Annotated in this window: 11 protein-coding genes and 3 rRNA genes; 9 read left to right on the top strand and 5 right to left on the bottom strand. The window is 63.2% G+C overall.

Translation table 11 applies throughout. From position 1 onward, the window contains the following. The first annotated feature begins 495 nt into the window (after positions 1-495). From FVA74_RS08575 to rrf, 3 genes are all read left to right on the top strand, one after another. Positions 496-2017 (top strand): 16S ribosomal RNA (locus FVA74_RS08575). A gap of 451 nt (positions 2018-2468) precedes the next feature. Then, a 23S ribosomal RNA gene (locus FVA74_RS08570) occupies positions 2469-5597 on the top strand. Between the two features lie 129 nt (positions 5598-5726). Further along, positions 5727-5843 (top strand): 5S ribosomal RNA (rrf, locus tag FVA74_RS08565). The 16S, 23S and 5S rRNA genes sit together here, the layout of an rRNA operon. Positions 5844-6071: 228 nt before the next feature. On the opposite strand, the gene FVA74_RS08560 is transcribed toward rrf, so the two are convergent. Then, positions 6072-6596 carry a gamma carbonic anhydrase family protein gene (locus FVA74_RS08560; protein ID WP_147723137.1) on the bottom strand — a complete coding sequence of 175 codons (525 nt, stop codon included), beginning with the start codon at positions 6594-6596 and terminating at the stop codon, positions 6072-6074. A 28-nt stretch (positions 6597-6624) separates the two neighbouring features. Here FVA74_RS08560 and ffh point away from each other — a divergent pair, with 28 nt between their 5' ends. Both ffh and FVA74_RS08550 read left to right on the top strand, forming a co-directional pair. Next, positions 6625-8190, top strand: coding sequence for a signal recognition particle protein (gene ffh / locus FVA74_RS08555; protein WP_147721620.1), 1566 nt, complete (start codon positions 6625-6627; stop codon positions 8188-8190). A 21-nt stretch (positions 8191-8211) separates the two neighbouring features. Beyond that, positions 8212-9027, top strand: a complete 816-nt coding sequence (locus FVA74_RS08550) for a maleylpyruvate isomerase family mycothiol-dependent enzyme (RefSeq protein WP_147721619.1) — start codon at positions 8212-8214, stop codon at positions 9025-9027. 11 nt (positions 9028-9038) lie between these two features. On the opposite strand, the gene FVA74_RS08545 is transcribed toward FVA74_RS08550, so the two are convergent. Beyond that, positions 9039-10205 carry a glycosyltransferase family 1 protein gene (locus tag FVA74_RS08545; protein ID WP_147721618.1) on the bottom strand — a complete coding sequence of 389 codons (1167 nt, stop codon included), beginning with the start codon at positions 10203-10205 and terminating at the stop codon, positions 9039-9041. Positions 10206-10302: 97 nt separating this feature from the next. Between FVA74_RS08545 and FVA74_RS08540 the strand changes: the two genes are divergently transcribed. From FVA74_RS08540 to rimM, 4 genes are all read left to right on the top strand, one after another. Beyond that, on the top strand, positions 10303-11145 hold the full coding sequence (locus tag FVA74_RS08540; protein WP_147721617.1) for an LLM class F420-dependent oxidoreductase: 843 nt from the start codon (positions 10303-10305) through the stop codon (positions 11143-11145). A gap of 211 nt (positions 11146-11356) precedes the next feature. Beyond that, positions 11357-11812: a 30S ribosomal protein S16 gene (rpsP, locus tag FVA74_RS08535; protein ID WP_147721616.1), complete on the top strand. Its 456-nt coding sequence runs from the start codon at positions 11357-11359 to the stop codon at positions 11810-11812. 3 nt (positions 11813-11815) lie between these two features. Continuing rightward, positions 11816-12052, top strand: coding sequence for an RNA-binding protein (locus FVA74_RS08530; RefSeq protein ID WP_147721615.1), 237 nt, complete (start codon positions 11816-11818; stop codon positions 12050-12052). Further along, the gene (gene rimM / locus FVA74_RS08525) at positions 12024-12671 is read left to right on the top strand and encodes a ribosome maturation factor RimM (RefSeq protein WP_240792177.1); all 648 of its coding nucleotides are present in this window, start codon (positions 12024-12026) and stop codon (positions 12669-12671) included. The genes FVA74_RS08530 and rimM overlap by 29 nt, the downstream gene beginning before the upstream one ends. 5 nt (positions 12672-12676) lie before the next feature. Here rimM and FVA74_RS08520 read toward each other — a convergent pair whose 3' ends face one another. The 3 genes from FVA74_RS08520 to nirB are packed head-to-tail and all read right to left on the bottom strand — an operon-like array spanning position 12677 to position 17201. Continuing rightward, complete coding sequence (locus FVA74_RS08520; RefSeq protein WP_240792176.1) at positions 12677-13843, bottom strand: uroporphyrinogen-III synthase; 1167 nt, start codon at positions 13841-13843, stop codon at positions 12677-12679. Beyond that, positions 13840-14616: a uroporphyrinogen-III C-methyltransferase gene (gene cobA / locus FVA74_RS08515; RefSeq protein ID WP_147721613.1), complete on the bottom strand. Its 777-nt coding sequence runs from the start codon at positions 14614-14616 to the stop codon at positions 13840-13842. Before cobA ends, FVA74_RS08520 begins: the two co-directional genes overlap by 4 nt. After that, entirely contained in the window at positions 14610-17201 is a 2592-nt protein-coding gene (gene nirB / locus FVA74_RS08510; RefSeq protein WP_147721612.1) for a nitrite reductase large subunit NirB, read from the bottom strand. The genes cobA and nirB overlap by 7 nt, the downstream gene beginning before the upstream one ends. Positions 17202-17362 lie beyond the last annotated feature (161 nt).

The following is a 17362-nucleotide window of genomic DNA, read 5'->3' as shown; positions in this document are numbered from 1 at the left end:
GTCACCCCAAAGGTGCGGAAAGCCGCAGAGCTTCCCGGCCTCACGTGGGACACAATCCGAAGGCGAAAGCCGCCGAAGATTCCGGCCAGCGACTCATGTTGCAAAGTCACGATCTTCGGGTCTAGGATTAAAAACCCTTCCCACTCTCGACTCCATCATGGAGTACGCAGCGGGTCTGCATGGCCTCTCGGCCGTCAGAAACCCAGCGCAGAGGGTGGTAAGTTTGGAAAGTTGCCTCGGCAGCTGCCGCCGGGAGGTGGGGCACCGGGAGCGTCCGTTCCTTGAGAACTCAACAGCGTGCACAATGTCAAATGCCAAAAACCTCGTACATCCTTTTGGGGTGTAGGAGATTCCTTTGGAAAAACATTAAACAACAATGCAAATGTCAGCAATGATGTTTGTTCTTGTCAGTTTCAAACTTGTGTTCGGTCTGCCTATTCCGGTGGTCGTTCACACTAGATGTGCCAGTCGCTTCGGTGATTGTGCAATCAAACATTTACGGAGAGTTTGATCCTGGCTCAGGATGAACGCTGGCGGCGTGCTTAACACATGCAAGTCGAACGATGAAGCCGGAGCTTGCTCTGGTGGATTAGTGGCGAACGGGTGAGTAACACGTGAGTAACCTGCCCCTGACTCTGGGATAAGCGCTGGAAACGGCGTCTAATACCGGATACGAGCTTCCACCGCATGGTGAGGAGTTGGAAAGAATTTCGGTCTGGGATGGACTCGCGGCCTATCAGCTAGTTGGTGAGGTAACGGCTCACCAAGGCGACGACGGGTAGCCGGCCTGAGAGGGTGACCGGCCACACTGGGACTGAGACACGGCCCAGACTCCTACGGGAGGCAGCAGTGGGGAATATTGCACAATGGGCGCAAGCCTGATGCAGCAACGCCGCGTGAGGGATGACGGCCTTCGGGTTGTAAACCTCTTTTAGTAGGGAAGAAGCGAAAGTGACGGTACCTGCAGAAAAAGCACCGGCTAACTACGTGCCAGCAGCCGCGGTAATACGTAGGGTGCAAGCGTTATCCGGAATTATTGGGCGTAAAGAGCTCGTAGGCGGTTTGTCGCGTCTGCTGTGAAAACTGGAGGCTCAACCTCCAGCCTGCAGTGGGTACGGGCAGACTAGAGTGCGGTAGGGGAGATTGGAATTCCTGGTGTAGCGGTGGAATGCGCAGATATCAGGAGGAACACCGATGGCGAAGGCAGATCTCTGGGCCGTAACTGACGCTGAGGAGCGAAAGCATGGGGAGCGAACAGGATTAGATACCCTGGTAGTCCATGCCGTAAACGTTGGGAACTAGATGTAGGGACCATTCCACGGTTTCTGTGTCGCAGCTAACGCATTAAGTTCCCCGCCTGGGGAGTACGGCCGCAAGGCTAAAACTCAAAGGAATTGACGGGGGCCCGCACAAGCGGCGGAGCATGCGGATTAATTCGATGCAACGCGAAGAACCTTACCAAGGCTTGACATATACGAGAACGGGCCAGAAATGGTCAACTCTTTGGACACTCGTAAACAGGTGGTGCATGGTTGTCGTCAGCTCGTGTCGTGAGATGTTGGGTTAAGTCCCGCAACGAGCGCAACCCTCGTCGTATGTTGCCAGCACGTAATGGTGGGAACTCATATGAGACTGCCGGGGTCAACTCGGAGGAAGGTGGGGATGACGTCAAATCATCATGCCCCTTATGTCTTGGGCTTCACGCATGCTACAATGGCCGGTACAAAGGGCTGCAATACCGTAAGGTGGAGCGAATCCCAAAAGCCGGTCTCAGTTCGGATTGAGGTCTGCAACTCGACCTCATGAAGTCGGAGTCGCTAGTAATCGCAGATCAGCAACGCTGCGGTGAATACGTTCCCGGGCCTTGTACACACCGCCCGTCAAGTCATGAAAGTCGGTAACACCCGAAGCCAGTGGCCCAACCGCAAGGAGGGAGCTGTCGAAGGTGGGATCGGTAATTAGGACTAAGTCGTAACAAGGTAGCCGTACCGGAAGGTGCGGCTGGATCACCTCCTTTCTAAGGAGCATGTGCCAGTCCGTCTGTCTACAGCGGAATTCACTGGCCAAGTCAGTTCAGGAACGAATGTTTCCTGCTGGCGCTCATGGGTGGAACATTGACATTGTGACCAGAACCGATGGGTTCGAACTTAGTACGCCGGCTGCTTGCAGTCGGAAGGAAGGGTTTGGGCCGGGAGGGTCTGGTCTTTGCACGCTGTTGGGTCCTGAGGGACCGGGCCGGTCCAGGTGGGAACATCTGGGTCTGTCGAACTCCTCTGGGCCTCTGTCTGACACACTTCGGTGTGGTGGAGGGGGTACCGCCCGTATTTTGAGAACTACACAGTGGACGCGAGCATCTTAGACACTCGCGCAAATTCAGCCGACAGGGCTTGCCTTGGATGGTTGTTGGAGCGCGCAGATGTCTTCAATTGATTTGCAAATTTATTTGCTGATCTTTGTGTAATTTTTGTCATCAAGTTTCTAAGTGCAAACGGTGAATGCCTTGGCTTCTGGAGCCGAAGAAGGACGTAGAAATCTGCGATAAGCCTCGGGGAGTTGATAATCGAACTGTGATCCGAGGATTTCCGAATGGGGAAACCCCGCCAGGCGTAGCAATACGACCTGGTGACTCCCGCCTGAATATATAGGGCGGGTAGAGGGAACGTGGGGAAGTGAAACATCTCAGTACCCACAGGAAGAGAAAACAATAGTGATTCCGTCAGTAGTGGCGAGCGAACGCGGATCAGGCCAAACCGATCATGTGTGATAGCCGGCAGGCGTTGCATGGTCGGGGTTGTGGGACTTCCAGGTATCTCTGCCGAGATACGCATCGACGAGCGCGATATAGATGAACGATCTTGAAAGGTCGACCATAGAGGGTGCCAGTCCCGTAATTGAAATGTCGCGCCGCGGTGGGAAGGATCCCAAGTAGCACGGGGCCCGAGAAATCCCGTGTGAATCTGTCAGGACCACCTGATAAGCCTAAATACTCCCAGAAGACCGATAGCGGACAAGTACCGTGAGGGAAAGGTGAAAAGTACCCCGGGAGGGGAGTGAAATAGTACCTGAAACCGTTTGCATACAAACCGTTGGAGCCTCCTTAGTAGGGGTGACAGCGTGCCTTTTGAAGAATGAGCCTGCGAGTTAGCGATATGTGGCGAGGTTAACCCGAGTGGGGAAGCCGTAGCGAAAGCGAGTCTGAATAGGGCGATTCAGTCGCATGTCCTAGACCCGAAGCGAAGTGATCTATCCATGGCCAGGTTGAAGCGACGGTAAGACGTCGTGGAGGACCGAACCCACTTAGGTTGAAAACTGAGGGGATGAGCTGTGGATAGGGGTGAAAGGCCAATCAAACTTCGTGATAGCTGGTTCTCTCCGAAATGCATTTAGGTGCAGCGTTGCGTGTTTCTTGCCGGAGGTAGAGCTACTGGATGGCCGATGGGCCCCAAAAGGTTACTGACGTCAGCCAAACTCCGAATGCCGGTAAGTGAGAGCGCAGCAGTGAGACGGTGGGGGATAAGCTTCATCGTCGAGAGGGAAACAACCCAGACTACCAACTAAGGTCCCCAAGCGTGTGCTAAGTGGAAAAGGATGTGGAGTTGCAGAGACAACCAGGAGGTTGGCTTAGAAGCAGCCACCCTTGAAAGAGTGCGTAATAGCTCACTGGTCAAGTGATTCCGCGCCGACAATGTAACGGGGCTCAAGCACACCACCGAAGTTGTAGATTTCGTACTATAGGCAAGCCTTCGTGGTTCAGCCGTACGCGGGACCGTGAGTGGTAGGAGAGCGTCGTGTGGCAGTGAAGCGGCGGTGTGAACCAGCCGTGGAGCCTACACGAGTGAGAATGCAGGCATGAGTAGCGAAAGACGGGTGAGAAACCCGTCCGCCGAATGAACAAGGGTTCCAGGGCCAGGTTAATCCGCCCTGGGTAAGTCGGGACCTAAGGCGAGGCCGACAGGCGTAGTCGATGGACAACGGGTTGATATTCCCGTACCGGCGAAGAACCGCCCAAGCCAATCCAGTGGTGCTAAGAGTCCTAACCCGGATGAGCGGATCCCTTCGGGGGATGATGCGGTCCGTCTAACGCTCGACCCCATGCTGGTGCGGCTAGCGTATTAACAGGTTGTGACGCAGGAAGGTAGCTGAGCCGGGCGATGGTTGTCCCGGTCTAAGGATGTAGGGCGAGAGATAGGCAAATCCGTCTCTCATAACGCCTGAGACCCGATGGGTAGCCCGAATGGGCGAAATCAGTGATCCTATGCTGCCAAGAAAAGCATCGACGCGAGGTTCTAGCCGCCCGTACCCCAAACCGACTCAGGTGTTCAGGTAGAGAATACTAAGGCGATCGAGAGAATCGTGGTTAAGGAACTCGGCAAAATGCCCCCGTAACTTCGGGAGAAGGGGGGCCTGAGGCGTATTAGGACTTGCTCCGAAAGCGTTTGAAGGCCGCAGAGACCAGTGGGAAGCGACTGTTTACTAAAAACACAGGTCCGTGCCAAGTCGCAAGACGATGTATACGGACTGACGCCTGCCCGGTGCTGGAAGGTTAAGAGGAGCGGTTAGCGTAAGCGAAGCTGCGAATTTAAGCCCCAGTAAACGGCGGTGGTAACTATAACCATCCTAAGGTAGCGAAATTCCTTGTCGGGTAAGTTCCGACCTGCACGAATGGCGTAACGACTTCCCAGCTGTCTCAACCGCGAACTCGGCGAAATTGCACTACGAGTAAAGATGCTCGTTACGCGCAGAAGGACGGAAAGACCCCGTGACCTTTACTACAGCTTGGTATTGGTGTTCGGTGTGGCTTGTGTAGGATAGGTGGGAGACTGTGAAGCGGGCACGCTAGTGTTCGTGGAGTCATTGTTGAAATACCACTCTGGTCATATTGGATATCTAACGACGAACCGTGATCCGGTTCTCGGACAGTGCCTGGTGGGTAGTTTAACTGGGGCGGTTGCCTCCCAAAAAGTAACGGAGGCGCCCAAAGGTTCCCTCAACCTGGTTGGCAATCAGGTGGCGAGTGTAAGTGCACAAGGGAGCTTGACTGTGAGACTGACAAGTCGAGCAGGGACGAAAGTCGGGACTAGTGATCCGGCAGTGGCTTGTGGAAGCGCTGTCGCTCAACGGATAAAAGGTACCTCGGGGATAACAGGCTGATCTTGCCCAAGAGTCCATATCGACGGCATGGTTTGGCACCTCGATGTCGGCTCGTCGCATCCTGGGGCTGGAGTAGGTCCCAAGGGTTGGGCTGTTCGCCCATTAAAGCGGTACGCGAGCTGGGTTTAGAACGTCGTGAGACAGTTCGGTCCCTATCCTCTGCGCGCGCAGGAAATTTGAGAAGATCTATCCCTAGTACGAGAGGACCGGGATGGACGAACCTCTGGTGTGTCAGTTGTTCCGCCAGGAGCACCGCTGATTAGCTACGTTCGGAATGGATAACCGCTGAAAGCATCTAAGCGGGAAGCCAGCTTCAAGATGAGATTTCCATACCCTTCGGGGTGAGAGGCTCCCAGCTAGACTACTGGGTTGATAGGCAGGATGTGGAAGCGAGGACTAACGACTCGTGCAGCTGACCTGTACTAATAAGCCGATAACTTGATAACACCTTACAAAGGTGTCTCGCGTCCACTTTGTGGTTCCCGATTTACGGTCGGGAATCATCCCGCACACCAGTGCCGAGCTTCCGCTCGAGACGGTGCGCGGCTATGAACTGATACATAAATCAATAGTGTTTCGGCGGCCATAGCGAGAGGGAAACGCCCGGTTACATTCCGAACCCGGAAGCTAAGACTCTCTGCGCCGATGGTACTGCAGGGGGGACCCTGTGGGAGAGTAGGACACCGCCGGACTTCTTTCGAGAAATGGCCACCCCACCGGGGTGGCCATTTCCCGTTAACCCGACCCCACCCACCGGGACACACGCGCCAGGGCGGCTCCCGGCTCAGAAGGGCAATAGCCTCAGTCCTCGCTGCCACTGGGCTCGATGGTGCATCTTGACGGCACGTCTTGACTGGCGCCGAAGCGCGAGGCGCACCGGGCTTGTCGCCGCGGTGCCTTTCAGTAGGAGCGGTCGGGTCTCAGCCGCCGAGAGCTTCGCGGTGGAGCTCCTTGTAGCCGACGTAGCGCACGCCGTTCTCGCGGAGGCCGGCTTGCTCGTCGAGGCTCAGTTCGCGGCGGACCTTCGCAGGCACCCCCGCGACGAGCGAGCCGGGTGGGATCACGGTTCCTTCGAGCACGACTGCGCCGGCTGCGACCAAGGATCCCTTGCCGATGACCGCCCCGTTGAGGACGGTCGCGCTCATGCCGATGAGGCAGTCGTCTTCGACAGTGCATCCGTGCAGCATCGCGGCATGTCCGACGCTCACGCCAGCACCGATCGAGGTGGGAACGCCGGCGTCGCAGTGCACCGTCACGTTGTCCTGGAGATTGCTGCCGGCGCCCAGCGTGATGGTGTCCACATCCGCCCGAAGCACTGTCCCGTAGAAGACGCTCGACTGCTCGTGGAGCGTCACGCGCCCGATGAGTGTTGCATTGGGGGCGACCCAGGCGGTGTTGGCGACGGTGGGCGAAACCCCGTCGATGGGAACGATCAGCGGCGACATGTCCATGGCAGTTAAACTAGTAGGCATCATGGCCACTTTTGGAAACCTCACCGACCGCCTCGCGGATACCTTCAAGAACCTCCGCAACAAGGGCAAGCTGAGCCCGGCGGATGTCGACGGCACCGTCCGCGAGATCCGTCGCGCCCTGCTCGAGGCGGATGTCGCGCTCGATGTTGTCAAGCAGTTCACCTCTGCCGTGCGCGAGCGCGCTCTCGGCGACGAGGTGAACAAGGCGCTCAACCCGGCGCAGCAGGTCGTCAAGGTGGTCAACGACGAGCTTGTGACGATCCTCGGCGGGGAACAGCGGCGCCTGCAGTTCGCAAAGTCAGGCCCGACGGTCATCATGCTCGCGGGCCTGCAGGGTGCAGGCAAGACGACGCTCGCCGGCAAGTTGGCGAAGTGGCTGGCTGGGGAGGGCCACACCCCGCTCCTCGTTGCCGCCGACCTCCAGCGCCCCAACGCCGTCACGCAGCTCCAGGTGGTTGGCGAGCAGGCGGGCGTGCACGTCTTCGCACCGGAGCCCGGCAACGGCGTCGGCAACCCGGTGAAGGTCGCGAAGGACGCGATCAAGTACGCCAACGACAAGGTGCACGACGTGGTCATCGTCGACACGGCCGGCCGTCTCGGTGTCGACGCCGAGATGATGAAGCAGGCCGCCGACATCCGCAAGGCCGTTGATCCCGACGAGGTGCTCTTCGTGATCGATGCCATGATCGGTCAGGATGCCGTCGCTACGGCGAAGGCGTTCCAGGAGGGTGTCGACTTCACGGGTGTCGTGTTGACGAAGCTGGATGGTGATGCCCGCGGTGGTGCTGCCCTCTCGGTCGCGTCCGTCACCGGCCGTCCCATCATCTTCGCGAGCACGGGGGAGCGGCTCGAGGAGTTCGAGCCTTTCCACCCAGAGCGCATGGCGAGCCGGATTCTCGACCTCGGTGACATCCTCACGCTCATCGAGCAGGCGCAGAAGACCTTCGACGAGGAGGAGGCGAAGAAGGTCGCGGAGAAGTTCGCGACCGACAGCTTCACGCTCGAGGACTTCCTCTCCCAGATGCAGCAGCTGAAGAAGATGGGCTCCATGAAGGGCCTGCTCGGCATGCTGCCTGGCGCGCGCGGCATGAAGGAGCAGCTCGAGAACTTCGATGAGTCTGAGCTGACCCGCACGGAGGCGATCATCCAGTCGATGACCCCCGCAGAGCGCCGCAACCCCAAGCTCCTCAACGGCTCGCGTCGCCTGCGCATTGCACGTGGTTCGGGCACGACCGTGACCGAGGTCAACGGCCTAGTGCAGCGCTTCGAGCAGGCCGCCAAGATGATGAAGACGGTGGCGAAGGGTGGCGTGCCGCAGATTCCGGGCATGGGTCCCATCCCCGGTGCTGGTTTCGGTGGCGGCAAGAAGAAGGGCAAGGCGCCGCAGAAGAAGTCTCGCTCGGGCAACCCCGCGAAGCGGGCGGCCGAGGAGAAGGCCCTGGCCGCTGGCAAGCCGGCGTCGAACGCTCCTGCCGGGTCGGGTTTCGGGCTCGGTGGCGGCACGGCGGATGGCATGCCGAGCGAGGAAGAGCTGGCCGCGCTCCAGAAGATGCTCGGGGGTCGCTGAGCGTTGCTCTAGTGTGGCTCCATGACTGATCAGGAGCTCCTCGCCGGATACATTACGGTTGGTCGGCGGGCCATCGGTGACTTCGTCGCTTTGCTTGAGCGGCTTCCGGATGCCGCCTGGTCAACTCCGACGGACCTGCCCGGCTGGGACGTCAAGGCGGTCGCATCGCACGTAGCGCACTTGGAATCGGTGTTGGCCGGCGACCCTGAGCCGACCGTGGGACTCGGTGACCTCCCGCACCTGACGGCACCAACGGGTGACTACACGGAGCGCGGAGTCGTTGCACGTCGGGACCACGCGCCGGCAGACATCATCCGGGAGATCCGCGAGTCGGCCGATGCACGGTTCGCCGCGCTCAAGGCGGATCCACCGACGGATGCTTCGGCCAAGCCTGCCCTCGGTGTGCCCGGCCTGTCATGGGACTGGCGCACCCTCCTGCGCAATCGGCCCCTCGACGTGTGGATGCACGAGCAGGACATCCGGCGTGCTGTCGGCCTGCCGGGCGGCTTCGACACCCCGCCCGCTGAGCACACGGTGCGCTACTTCGCGGAGAGCCTGGGCTTCGTTGTTGCGAAGCGGGGGAAGGCGACGCCCGGAACGACGGTGGTCTTCGCGCTCGATGGGCTACCGCCACTCGCGGTCGGCGTGGGTGAGGACCGTCGAGGCAGAGTCCTTCCCGCCGTGCCTGAGCAGCCTGATCTGCGCATCGACTTCGATTCCGAGTCGTTCATCGTGTTGGCAGGCGGACGCCGGTCAGCGGACCCGGAGCGCGTGCGCGTGACGGGAGACGAGCAGCTGGCCGAACGCATCCTCTCCGGCATGACCGTCACCGGCTGAGCCCGCCGCGCTCACCTCGTGACGGAGGGGCGGCCGGTGGTGACCGCCCAGCCGCCAGCGGGACGCCGACGGTGGAGCTCGAGCGACTCGCTGTAGTGGCCCATGAGCTCTTCGCACAGCGAGGTCCAGGTGCGCGGCAGCACGCTCGCGCGTCCCACCTCGGCGAAGGCGCGACGCTTCGCATCGTCGCCCACGAGGTCGGCGACGCGGTCGCGCAGCTCGTGCAGGTTGCCCGGCGCGTAGAGCCATCCGTTTCGGCTCGAGTCGACGAGGTCGACAGGTCCGCCGCGGCCTGTTGCGACAACGGGCACCCCGCTCGCCATGGCCTCCTGAATGGTCTGGCAGAAGGTCTCCAGCTCTCCCGGATGCACGAAGACGTCGAAGCTTGCGAGTGCCGTTGCGAGCCGGTTCCCGCCGAGGAATCCCGTGAAGTGCGCGGTCGGCATGAGGTCTTCTAGGCGAGCACGCAGCGGCCCTGCGCCGACGATCACGAGCTTGGTGTGGGGAAGTGTCGTGAGTACGCGGAGGTCCTCCACCTGCTTTTCTGAGGCGAGCCGCCCGACGTAGCCGACGACCCGCTCGCCGTTCGGCGCCACGGCGCGGCGCCAGTCCTCGTCGCGTCGTGCTGGCATGAATCGTTCGGTGTCGACGCCTCGTCCCCAGCGCCGCACCCGGGTGACGCGGTGTTCCTCGAGCTGCTGTTCCGCGTAGCTCGAGGGGGCCAGGGTGAGTGTGGCGCGCTGGTGGATGCGCTGCACCTGGCGCCAGAGCAGCGGCTCTGCGCCACGGAAGCCGTAGCGAGCGGCGTAGGCGGGGACATCCGTCTGGTAGACGGCGACGGTCGGGATGCCGAGCTGCTCGGCCGCAATGACCGCTTGCAGGCCAAGCACGAATGGTGAGGCGAGGTGCACGACATCAGGGCGGAAGCGTCGCAGCGACTTCGCAACCCGCGCGACCGTCACCGTAGCGATGCGAACGTTACGATAGCTCGGCAGCGCAAGCGCGGGCAGGCCCTCGATGTCGAAGCCCGAGAGTTCCTGGGGCAATTCGCTGTCGCGCGGTGCGATCACGAGCACGTCATCCCCGCGGGCGGCGAGATGATCGATCACACGCAAGAGGGAGTGCGTGACGCCATTCATGTGCGGGAGGAAGGTTTCGGCGACGAGCGCGATTCTCATGCCCCGAGCCTCGGCACCGCGTGCGTCCGCGCGACTGCGTGCGGGTAGCCGCGGCGTGAACGCCACAAGAATCGCTCGCCCTGCATAGTCTGGACACATGACAAGCACACGACCCATCCGCATCGGCGTACAGCTCGCGCCCCAGCACGCCCCCTACGAGCGAATCCGCGACGCCGCTGCGGAGCTCGAGGAACTGGGGGTCGACATCCTCTTCAACTGGGACCACTTCTTCCCACTCTCGGGTGAACCCGACGGGCAACACTTCGAATCCTGGACGATGCTCGCGGCGCTCGCTGAGCAGACAACACGAGTCGAGATCGGTGCGCTCGTCAACTGCAACAGCTACCGCAATCCCAACCTGCAGGCCGACATGGCGCGCACGATCGACCACATCAGCGCCAAGGGCGGGGAGGGTCGCTTCATTTTCGGCACGGGTGCCGGGTGGTTCCAACGGGACTACGACGAATACGGTTACGACTTCGGCACTCCGGGCACTCGGCTTGCGGCGCTCGCTCGCGACTTGCCCATCATCCGGTCCCGCTGGGAGGAGCTCAACCCCCTTCCGACGCGGCGCATCCCGATTCTCATTGGGGGCGGCGGCGAGAAGAAGACACTTCGGATCGTCGCGGAGCACGCGAACATCTGGCACAGCTTCTCGGATGCCCCGACCCTCGAACGCAAGCTCGGCATCCTCGCACAGCACGGCAGGGACGTGGGCCGCGACACGAGCGAGATTGAGATCTCCACGGAGGTCAAGCGGCGCCCGATCGGCACGAGTGGTGGATCTACGGGCGCGGATGCCGCGGACGAGCTGGTCGACCTCGGCGCGACGCTGTTCACGGTTGGCCTCTCAGGGCCGCACTACGACGTCGATGCCGTGAAGGACTGGCTCGAATGGCGGGACGCCCACAACGCGCGGCGCGGAACTGCCGCCAGCTGAGCGTCACCAGGGCACCCGCAGACACAATGACGGGGAGCGTGGCGCCCGCGGTGCGCAGTGTCCGCGAATCTCTGGCAGAATAGAGCGTTGAGCCCGCGTCATCCGACCCTCTAATCAGATGACGACGGGATCCATTAGACCTTTCTGGCCGAGTGTGCCCCCACGCTCACGGCTGTCAGTTCGCTCCCATATCTAGAAACACAGGAGAATTGTGGCTGTAAAGATTCGTTTGAAGCGCCTTGGCAAGATCCGGGCACCGTACTACCGCATCGTTGTGGCCGACTCGCGCACCAAGCGCGACGGTCGCGTGATCGAGGAGATCGGCAAGTACCACCCGACCGAGGAGCCCTCGTTCATCGAGGTCGACTCGGAGCGCGCGCAGTACTGGCTCAGCGTCGGCGCACAGCCGACCGAGCAGGTTGCCGCGATCCTCAAGCTCACGGGCGACTGGGGCAAGTTCAAGGGCGACGCCAAGGCTGTCTCGACCGTCAAGGTCAAGGAGCCCAAGGAGGCGTTCGTCGCCGACGAGAAGAAGAAGCCCGTGCTCAAGCCCAAGAAGGCTGAGCCAAAGGCAGACGAGGCCCCTGCCAAGTCCGAGGCTCCCGCCGAGGAGACCGCACCCGCCGAGGCCGTCGAGGCCGAGGCAACCGACGCAGACAAGGCCTGATCCTTGCTGGCTGCTGCTCTGGAACACCTTGTCAAGGGGATCGTCGATCACCCGGACGAGGTCGCAGTGGACGCCAGGAACACGCCGCGCGGCGAGGTCCTCGAGGTGCGCGTGCACCCCGAGGACCTCGGCCGCGTGATCGGTCGTTCCGGTCGTACTGCCAAAGCCCTCCGCACTCTTGTCTCGGCGATCGCCGATGGCAAGAAGGTTCGTGTCGACGTGGTGGATACCGATTTCTAGAGAAGCTGGCCCCAACACGACCCAGCTTCGGGTCGGTCGCCTGACAAAGGCCCATGGCCTCAAGGGCGCAATCAAGCTTGAGCTGTACACGGATGACCCGGCACGTCGCTTCGTGCCGGGCGCCGTGTTCACCCTCCAGGTGCCGACGACGTCGCCCTGGCACGGCAAGACCCTCGAGCTTGCCGAGCTCCGCTGGTACAACGCGCACCCGGTCGCCTTCTTCAAGGGAGTGCCGGATCGCACGACCGCGGAGTCCCTCCTCAAGGCCATCCTGTGGATCGACCAGGACCTCGAGCAGGAGTCTGGCGAAGAGGACGCGTGGTTCGACCACCAATTGGTCGGACTCTCTGTCGTTCGCGACGGCACCGTCATCGGTCGCATCGCGCGGGTCGAGCACATGCCCGCGCAAGACCTCCTGCACGTCGAGACGGATTCCGGGGACGTGCTGGTGCCGTTCGTGAAGGCGATCGTGCCCAGCGTGGACATCGCAGCGGGCACCGTGACGGTGACGCCTCCGGCGGGCCTCTTCGAAGAGCTTCCCGACGATGAGCCTGCCCCCGCGCAGGACCGCGCTGAGGCGGAATCGAGCGGCGACGCCCCGGAGACCGAGCAGTCCTGAATTCGTTAGACGTCGAGCCGGTAGCCGCGCTTGACGACTGTCACCACGAGCCCGGGGGTTCCGAGGGCGCGCCGTAGGCGGCTCAAGGCCACCTCCATGACGTGATCGTCGTGCGTGCCGGGTAGCGACGCGACAAGGTCTGAACGGGAGACGACAGCGCCGGGGACGGCGGCGAGTCGTCGCAGGAGTGCGAGCGGTGTCGGCGCGAGCATGGCGCTGGTACCGCCGATCTCGACCAATTGTCCCCGCAAGACGAGCGTGCCGTGCGCCGTCGGGACCCGCTGGACTCGTTCCGTCTCGAGGTGCTCACAGAGCAAGCGGATGAGCGCCCCCATTCGGTAGCGTTCTGGCTGCACGACGCGGATGCCGGCGGCGAGGAGCGGAGCGGCCGTCACGGGGCCAACTGCCGCGGCCAGGACGTCGCCGCGGAAGGCGTCGTGGACGCTGTCGAGTACGCCCATGCATTCTGCTGCGAGGAAGAGGGCATCGACGGCGGGCGCGCTCGTGAAGGTGACGGCATCGAGGGCCCTCGCGCAGATCGACTCGATGAGGCGCTGCACGCGTTCGTCGGCGCTTCCGAGGTGCGTCCAGCTGTAAGGCGCCACGGTCAGCACCGTGTGGCGTGCGCGAAGTCGTGCGAGCTGGAGTTCGTCGGTGTGTCCATGCAGCTGCACCGCGATCGTGAGGCCGTCGGGCAACTCCTCGAGCGCCTTCGACACCAGCGACTGCGTGGTCTCCTCCTCGCTCATGCCGTCGTCGTCGAGACCGGCCGCACGGATGCCCCCGCGGGCCTTGGGGCCGCGCACCAGTATCCGGGCACGGGCGAGCGCGAGCAGCAGTTCATCGCCGAGGCCCGCGGCATCCGTCACCTCGAACCAGCGCCGGACTCCGTACCCGGTTGTCGCGAGCAGGGCGTCTGGCTGCGCCGCGATGATCGCGCGCGTGTCAGCCAGTACCGGCCCGTCGGCACGGTCATGCGTCACCCTCAGTGTCGGTGCGTGCGTGACGCTTGCCCCGCGACGTTCGAACGCGTCGATCAGGTCGTCGCTTCGCCGGTGGGAGGTGACTCCGATGCGGAAGCCTGCGAGCTGGTCGTGCCGAAACCCAGGGACACCCTGGCCGATCGTGTCCGGGAGCACGGCGGGCGGGTCGAGGGTCACGTCCGGCGTCACAGTCCCTCCGTCAGGAACTCGGCCGAATGGAGGACTCCGGCCGCGACGAGGTCCCCAGAGTGAGCCAGTCGCACGACCTCTCCCACGACGAGGACGGCGGGCGCAGCGACGTCGGCGCGAGTGGCGTCGGCCACCACGTCTGCCAGGTTCGAGATCGTCGTCTTCTGCTCGTTGCTGTAGCCGCGCTCGATGATTGCCACGGGCAGGTCTGCAGCGGCGCCGTGGCGGCGCAGTCCCGCCGAGAGGTGGGGGAGTGTGCCCACACCCATCAGCACGACGATGGTGCCGCCAAGCGCCGCCAGATGCTGGAGTTCCTCCTCGCTGAGCGGCGCGTGCCCCGAGACGACCGTGAAGAGTTTGCTCACGCCCCGGTGGGTCAACGGGATGCCGGCGGCCGCGGGAACCGAGATTGCGCTCGTGACCCCCGGGATCACCTCGACGGGAATCCCGGCCGCACGGCAGGCGATGACCTCTTCGCTGCCACGGCCGAAGACGTAGGGGTCGCCGCCCTTCAGCCGCACCACGTGGCATCCGGCCCTCGCATGGTCGATGAGGAGCAGCTCGATGCCCTGCTGGCTCACGGGGTGGTGTCCGGGAAGCTTGCCGACGTTGATCAGCAGGGCACGCGGAGCCCACTCGCTGAGCCGCTCGTGGGGCGAAAGCCTGTCGTAGAGCACGACGTCTGCATCGGCGAGCGCGCGCAGGGCACCGACCGTCATGAGGTGCTCGGCCCCTGGCCCGCCGCCAACGAGCGTCACCCGGCCGGTCACGATCCGCTCCTCACCGGGATCGTTCTGCCCGCGAGGAGGATGGTCGCCGGGTCCGCGGTCTCCTCAGTGGTGGCAGGGCGCCACTGTTCGCGTTCCGCAACCCGGGGGAACCCGAGATCCGGAGCGTCCGGCGCGTTCACGAAACTGCGGAACCTGAGGAGCTTGTCTGGGTCCGCGAGGGTCGCCGCCCATTCGTCCTGGTAGGTGCCGACGTGACGCTCCATGGCCGATTCGAGGTCGGCGGCGAGGCCCAGCGAATCGTCGACGACCACGTCGCGCACATGGTCTATGCCGCCGGGGAGTTCCTCCATCCACCTGGCCGTGCGCTGGAGCCGGTCGGCCGTGCGGATGTAGTAGACCAGGTAGCGGTCGATATAGCGCACGAGGGTGTCATCGTCGAGGTCGGAGGCGAGCAGTTGGCCGTGGGTGGGCTGGAAACCGCCGTTACCACCGACGTAGAGGTTCCAGCCCTGATCGGTCGCGATGACCCCTACGTCCTTGCCGCGCGCCTCCGCGCACTCGCGGGCGCAGCCCGAGACGCCAAACTTGAACTTATGCGGCGCGCGTAGGCCGCGATAGCGCAGTTCGAGCCGGATGGCCATGCCCACCGAATCCTGCACGCCGAAACGACACCAAGTCGACCCGACACAGCTCTTGACGTTGCGAAGAGACTTGCCGTAGGCCTGTCCCGACTCGAAGCCGGCATCGACGAGCCTCCTCCAGATATCAGGCAGCTGGTCGAGTCGCGCGCCGAACATGTCGATGCGCTGACCACCGGTGATCTTCGTGTAGAGCTTGAAGTCAGCCGCCACCTGCGCGATGACGGCGAGCTTCGCGGGCGAGATCTCGCCGCCCGGGATGCGCGGCACCACAGAGTAGGTGCCGTCCTTCTGCATGTTGGCGAGCGCCCGATCGTTCGTGTCCTGCAGGCCACCACGACCCGCGTCGAGAATGTGGCCATTGAAGTGGCTGGCGAGCATGGAGGCGATTGCCGGCTTGCAGACGTCGCATCCGTGTCCTTCGCCGAAGCGCGCGATGATGTCGTCAAAGGAGGCCAGCTCGAGCACTCGGACGGAGTCGAAGAGCTCCTGTCGGCTCAGGGAGAAATGCTCGCACAGCGCTCGATCGACGGCGAGGCCCGCCTTCGTCAGTTCGCTCTCGAGCAGTTTCTTGACGAGCGGGACACAGGAGCCGCACTGCGTACCTGCACGGCTGCACGCCTTCAGCGCACCAAGTTCGGTGCAGCCGTCCTCATGGATGCCGGCGCGAACCGTGCCGGCCGTGACGGCATTGCAGGAACACACGAGCGCGTCATCCGGAAGCTCGGCGCCCTCGGGGGCGGTGGCACCCGGTACCGAGAGATACGAGCCGGGGTCGGCGCTGAGCTGGGAACCAAGCAGGGGACGCAGCGAGGCGAATGGCTCGACGTTGCCCACGAAGACGCCGCCGAGGAGCGTGCGGGCATCGTTCGAGACGACGAGCTTCTGGTAGAGGCCGCGGGCGGGGTCGGCGTACACGACTTCGAGCGCGCCCGGCTGCTCGGCGCGCGTGTCGCCGAAGCTCGCGACATCCACCCCCGACAGCTTGAGCTTCGTGGCGTCGTCGACCGTCGTGAACTCGGCGGCGCCGCCCAGAAGGCGATCGGCGACAACCTCCGCCATCGCATTGGCCGGGGCGACCAGCCCGATGCACCGACCCTCGAAGCAGGCCACCTCGCCGATGGCCCAGATGCGGGCATCCGAGGTCCTGCAGTCGCGGCCGATGATGACCCCGCCGCGCTCGCCGACGTCAAGTCCCGCCGCGCGAGCGAGCTCATCACGCGGACGAATGCCGATTGCGAAGACGACGAGATCGGCAGCGACGCGGCTGTGGTTCGTGAACTCGACGGAGGTCACGGCCCCCGTGTCACCCACATGCACCGCCGAGGGCAGTGTCGCCAGGTGCAGCTCGATGCCCTGCGACGTGATGATCCTCCCGAGCGCCTGTCCGGCACCCTCGTCGAGCTGCGCGTTCATGAGCCAGCCGGCAGAGTTCACGACCGCGGCATCTGCTCCGCGCCGTTGAAGGCCCCCAGCGGCTTCGAGACCGAGGAGACCGCCGCCGGCGACAAGCACGCGCGGCCGCCGGCCCAAGTCGTTCGAGAGCCGCTCGACCTCGGCCATCAGGGCGTCGATGTCGTCGATCGTGCGGTAGACCCGCGCGTGCTCCGCTCCCTCGATGGGCGGGACCGTCGCGGATGAACCGGTCGCGAGTACGAGTTCGTCCCACTCGACCACGTGGCCCGCCGCTGTCGTCACCGTGCGGGCGGCGCGGTCGATCGCAGTCACGCCGTCGCCCAGGCGAAGACTGACGTTGGCCGCATCCCACGGCGCGGTCGGGAGGGTGATGTCATCGCCCCCGTCGAGCCGACGACTGAGGGCGACCCGATCGTATGGAAGGTGGGGCTCTTCAGAGATGACCGTGATGTGCAGCGTGCCCGCGGTGTCGCGGTTCGTGAGCGCGTCGGCCAAGCGGTGTGCCGCTGGACCGCCGCCGATGATGACGAGGCGGCGCGGTGTGGAGGAGGGCCGGTGCTGGTCTCGTGTCATGGCGTGAGCCTATGGACGGGGTATTTCCTGGCGGTTTCCCCATCATGACCGCGGCGTGACCTTCACGCCACAACGCTCGGCCTGCGCTGTGAGACAAGCTTCACGGGCGTGAAACACGCTGTGACGGGCGCGAAACACGGCGAGCCTAGGGTCGGTATCGC

The sequence above is a fragment of the Salinibacterium sp. dk2585 genome (genome assembly GCF_008001035.1).
GTDB lineage: Bacteria > Actinomycetota > Actinomycetes > Actinomycetales > Microbacteriaceae > Homoserinimonas.
This window is presented reverse-complemented; position numbering and strand designations above follow the sequence as displayed.